The 5,323-nt window shown below is 39.4% G+C and carries 5 protein-coding genes; 2 read left to right on the top strand and 3 right to left on the bottom strand.

Annotation, left to right across the window (positions count from 1 at the left end):
- Window positions 1–1,061 (bottom strand): group II intron reverse transcriptase/maturase (gene ltrA / locus BUA99_RS14580; protein WP_072994013.1); only part of this gene is annotated, 1,061 nt, incomplete at its 3' end.
- Window positions 1,062–1,780: 719 nt separating this feature from the next.
- Between ltrA (BUA99_RS14580) and BUA99_RS14585 the strand changes: the two genes are divergently transcribed.
- Complete coding sequence (locus BUA99_RS14585) at window positions 1,781–2,116, top strand: hypothetical protein (RefSeq protein ID WP_072994015.1); 336 nt, start codon at window positions 1,781–1,783, stop codon at window positions 2,114–2,116.
- Window positions 2,117–2,519: 403 nt separating this feature from the next.
- Here BUA99_RS14585 and BUA99_RS15625 read toward each other — a convergent pair whose 3' ends face one another.
- On the bottom strand, window positions 2,520–2,621 hold the full coding sequence (locus tag BUA99_RS15625) for a hypothetical protein (protein ID WP_449404145.1): 102 nt from the start codon (window positions 2,619–2,621) through the stop codon (window positions 2,520–2,522).
- 90 nt (window positions 2,622–2,711) lie between these two features.
- Window positions 2,712–3,566, bottom strand: coding sequence for a group II intron reverse transcriptase/maturase (gene ltrA, locus BUA99_RS15630; RefSeq protein ID WP_449404144.1), 855 nt, complete (start codon window positions 3,564–3,566; stop codon window positions 2,712–2,714).
- Between the two features lie 749 nt (window positions 3,567–4,315).
- Between ltrA (BUA99_RS15630) and BUA99_RS14595 the strand changes: the two genes are divergently transcribed.
- Window positions 4,316–5,218, top strand: a complete 903-nt coding sequence (locus tag BUA99_RS14595) for an alpha/beta hydrolase family protein (RefSeq protein ID WP_072994017.1) — start codon at window positions 4,316–4,318, stop codon at window positions 5,216–5,218.
- Window positions 5,219–5,323: the final 105 nt, after the last annotated feature.

Here is a 5,323-nt window from a genome sequence, read left to right on the forward strand (position 1 = left end):
ATGCAATAGCGCAGTCGGTTGCGCAACCAACCATCAATATCTCGTAACTTTCCTTGAATACTTGTTCCCCGAAAATAGTTTAACCATCCTCGTTGGATTTCATTGATTTTACCGATACGTTCCTCGAAACTTTTGGGTGCGGTTTTGCGTGTCACTTCTTTTAAACTCTGCTTGAGTTTTGCCCAAGCTTTGTCCCCTACCGTTAGTTGATACCTGCCTTTTACCCCTTTTTGATAGGTCGATGCAAACGAAAATCCCAATATCGTGAACTGAATGGGTTTTCTAATCCCGCTCTTTTCCAAATTTATGGTTAGTTTCAGCTTGTCTCTCAAAAATAGAAAGATAGCGTTTCCAACCGTTTTGGCTTGTGTTTTCGATTTGGTGTAAATACTGAAATCATCGGCATAACGGACAAACTTTAAGCCTTTTCGTGTCAGTTCTTTGTCCAATTCGTGGAGTAAGATATTTGACAAAAGCGGACTTATCGGACTTCCTTGCGGAACGCCTTTTCTACGTTTGATCAGTTTTCCTTTGATGAGTATCGGCACTCGCAGCCATTTGCGGATTAATCGCAAAGTCGTTGGACATTTTACCTTTTGGTAAATTAGGTTCAGCAGCAAGCAATGGTCGACTTCATCGAAGAAGGTCTTTAGGTCAATATCTACAATGTAATTGTAGCCTTCGTGAATGTTTCCCAAGGCTTTGCCTACCGCTTGGCGGGCGTTTTTGTTGGGTCGAAATCCGAAGCTGTTCACACTAAAATCTTTTTCGAATCTCGGCATCATCGCTTGCGATACGGCTTGTTGAAGCAGTCTGTCAACTACTGTTGGAATTCCCAAGAGTCGGAACTTTCCGCCTCCTTTTGGAATTTCCACACCAAGAATAGGTTGCGGTAAGTAACGGTCATTCTTAATACCTTCCAGTAATGCAAACTTGTGTTCACGGAAGTAGGCCGCCAGTTGAGTGGTTTTTAGTCCATCAACGCCCGCACTGCCTTTGTTGACCACTACTTGACGTAGCGCCTTTTGGAGATTGTAAGGATGTGTTACTTGTGCAATCATAATTGTTGTTTTACAATAAATTCTTCCTGTTCCGCTTTTTCAGGGCTATAACTTGCGTTATTCCGATGAAAATTAAGAACCACTTTGCGTTGGGTCCTTCCTTGTTTGTGAGTCCTCTACCATTTCTATTGGTAACTCGTTGCCCCAAGTACTATGACTTCTGCTGACTTCTTTACTTAACCAACTCGTGGTTGCAAAGACCTCCCTCGGTAAGCACTTCCTCTTTCCGTCTATCCCCGACGCATCTACTAACTAAACCTGTTGTCTAAAGGCTTTGCATTGCTGTGCATGCTTACCCAATTTAGCTAGCCTCTTATGCGCTTTGTGTTCCTCGGTACAGACTTTTGCCGTTGGGCTTCCTTCACTGCATGGGTCGCCCCAAACCAGCTTGCCACGTGCTAATCGGCTCAATATAAATCAACAACTTGCCGATAAGGGACTTGCACCCTCTAGATAAAATTCCTACTTTTGAGGAATTGGAAGTGTATGCAAGGCACACACAGCGGTTTGGCAAAAGTGGCGGTTCAGTGCTCCGCAGACAGTTCAGTGGTTAATCAAAATTTGGTTCTCCGCATCAACATTTGTGGTGAAAATCGCCACCTTCGCCAAGCGCCAAACCGTTGTATTATAGTTTAGCATAACAAACTTTTGAAAAAACACAGTATTTTATTTTTGAACTAATAATTAAAGAAGTCTCATTTAAAAAAGAACATACAAATATGAAATATTATGAATTTAACATCAACCTTAATAAAATTGAATTTTTTAATTCCTTTTACGGATTAGAAAGAGTTTTAGTAAATGGTGAACCTGTCTCAAAAAAGTTTTCACTTCTTGGAACTGAACACAAAATAAAAATTCAAACGGAGGATTGGGAATTACAATCGAAATACGAATTATTTGTCACTAAGAATTTAGAATTATATTTAAAAAAAAATGGAAAACTAATTGAGAAACAAATCGTTCAAATTCCAAAAAAGCACAGAATATATTGGATGTATTTTGGGATATTTTCAGGAATTTTAATCTATAAACTTTTAAATTCATTAATATAATTGTCGGAAAATCTACAAGCTAAAAAACCATCCTACAATCGAGTAGACGGCTCCGCCCCTAATGGAACGGAGTGCGCCTTTCACACCACCGAGCGTACGGGTCACGTACTCGGCGGTTCGCAAAGAGATGGATTAAGTGAGATGTAAACATCAGTCAATGATTGATACCCTTTTTGTTTTAAGCGTTTTAAAGTGATGGTAGTTCCTAAAATTGGACTCTGAGCAATCGCCCAACCATCTTTTCGAGTTCGACTCCATGCATAGGCGTGGTCTTGATCAATTCCTAATCGTATGAGGTTTTTCCTCTTCCGTTCGGGTTTTTTCCAATCATGCCAAATACAGTAACGAAGTCGATTTACTCATAAGTGTTTATTGTTTTTTTTGTATTCGTGATACCGCTTCGCTAAATTCTGAGCCAGCCATCTATATCCCGTAATTTCCCCATAATACTCGTTCCCCGAAAATAGTTTAACCATCCTCGTTGAATTTCGTATATCTTGGCAATACGGTCTTCTTGCTTGACTGGTGCGGTTTATTTGCTAATGCGTTTGAGCTTTTCTTTGAGTTTCTTCCACGCTTTTTCTACCACTACCAACTAATAATCATTCTTGCTTCCTTTCTTGTAAGTTGGCACAAATCCGAATCCCAAAATAGTGAAGCGAACGGGACGTTTTATCCCGCTTTTCTCCTCGTTGATGATCAGTTTTAGCTTCATTTTCAAGAATTTTACAAGCGCTTGTGCTGTCGCTTTTGCCCCGTTGTGGCTCGTACAATAAATACTAAAATCATCGGCATAACGTACAAATTTGTATTTGCGCCTTGTCATTTCTTTGTCCAATTCATGGAGTAGAATATTCGACAATAACGGACTGAGAGGACTTCCTTGCGGAACGCCCTTGCGTCTTTTTTGTAGTTTTCCTTTGATTTGTATTGGCGCACGTAACCATTTTCGAATGAGTCGCATCGTGGTTTTGCATTTCACTTTTCGATAGACTAAATTAAGCAATAAACAATGGTCTACTTCGTCAAAGAAGTTCTTTAGGTCAATGTCCACAATGTGGTTCAACCCTTGATGGATATAGTCCTGTGATTGTCCAACGGCTTGTCGGGCATTCTTGTTGGGACGAAATCCAAAACTATTGCTACTAAATTCGGTTTCGAATAATGGTGCTATAACCTGCGATACGGATTGCTGCAACACTCGGTCGGTAGTGGTAGGAACTCCCAAAAGACGGACTTTGCCGTTCCCTTTAGGAATCTCTACTCCCAAAATGGGTTGTGAATAGTAATATCCCTTTGCAATATCATCAAGCAATTGGAGTTTTCGATTAGGAAAACGCTCTTTGAGTTGACTGACTTTTACGCCATCAACGCCCGCACTGCCTCGATTGGAAACAACGTGTTCCAAGGCTTTTTGAAGATTGTAGGGATGTACTACTCGTGCAATCATATTGTTGTTTTAATCGGTTAACCTGTCCTTGTTTTTCAGGGCTATCCACCGCGGCGGATTCCGTTGAAAATTAAGAACCTCTTTGCGTTCTGTACTTCCTTGATTTTGATACCTATACAGTTTCTATTTGCAACTCGTTGCTACAAGTACTATGACTTCTGCTGACTTCTTGACCTAACCAACTCGTAGTTGTCAAGACTTCCCCCGGTACAGCCCTCTTTCCTTGCGTCTATTCCCGCTGCATCTACATCTAATAGGTTTTTGTAAACTTTGGACTTTACGTTGCTGTGGACGCTTATCCCCTACTAAATACCTCTTATGCAATTTCTGCTTGGTTTATCCTGAGCGTAGCCGAAGGGTCGGTACAGACTTTTGCCGTTTCGCTGCCTTCACTGCATACCTCACGGTAAACCAGCTTGCGACGTGCTAATGATTCGGGTTTTCAATCCGCTCATAAGGAACTTACACCCTCTGGAAAAATATCAGACTGTAGGATTTGTTTTCTAATTCAAAATGTCTAATTTCGAATCGAGAACAAACGATTTACAATCTGCTTCCTGCTCATGCAGGGCACACACAATGGTTTTACAAGATTGGGGATTTAGTGGAATTAGCGTTTTTTTATTACATTTACGTTAAGCCGAAAACTTATCGATTACGAAATTCCAGCCATCTCAAAGTGGCGAAACGTTGTAGGCAATGCTGCGGAACGCGTCGTCCTAAAATAGGTTGACTAAAATTAAACTAAAATGAACAATAACTTTTTTTCTCACTTATTTCTTTGGTTATCATTAATAATTTTACCAGAAATGGTCTTTTCTCAATCAAATGACTTTACCATTCAAGATGTAAAATTTGAAAGTCAAGGCATAACTCTTGCAGGTTCAATTTTAAAACCTATAAATCCAGTTGCAGCGGTTGTAATTGTTCACGGTTCTGACCCAGTAAAAAGAGAATTGGAGTTCGCAAAAAGACTTGCTAAAGAAGGTGTTGCTGTACTGACATATGACAAACGTGGAGTTGGAGAATCTGGTGGTGTGTATGTTGGACCTTCTGTTGGCACTAATAATATTGACACTACAAATCTTAATTTACTATCTGACGACGCAAATGAGGCAGTAAAAACATTTCGAACTTTTTTGAAAAACAAAAAAATACCAATTGGGTTAATTGGCTTTAGTCAAGCGGGATGGATAATTCCAATTACTGCAAGCAAAAATTCACAAATTGAATTTATGGTTTTATTTAGTTGTCCTACGATAACAACTTTAGAACAACTTCGATTTCAGTTTTACACGAACGGAAATAGTACTTTTTGGGAAAATCATACAGATGCAGATGCTCGTGAACACACAAAAAACGACCCAGACAAGTATCAATTCGTCGAGACTGACCCAAAAATTTCTTTGAATACTCTTTCAATTCCTGGACTTTGGCTTTTTGGGGAGAAGGATATACAAATTCCCGTAAAGTTGTGTATAGAGCAATTAAACACATTTAAAGTTCAAGGCAAACCTTTTGAGTATACATTGTTTCCAACATTAGGACACAATACTTCCTCTATCGATATTACAACACCTTTTGACATTTCAATTGAATGGATAAAACAAAAGGCTTTGAGCATTAAGATGTCTAAAGCACTGATAAAATAAAACCGACCGCTAACAGCTAGGGTTCCTATGTAAAGCAATTAAAGTTATTAAAAACTTTTTAAAGTGAGCGATATGTTGATATTTTTCGAGTAAAAAATGCCATTC

The organism is Flavobacterium segetis (genome assembly GCF_900129575.1).
GTDB classification, from domain to species: domain Bacteria; phylum Bacteroidota; class Bacteroidia; order Flavobacteriales; family Flavobacteriaceae; genus Flavobacterium; species Flavobacterium segetis.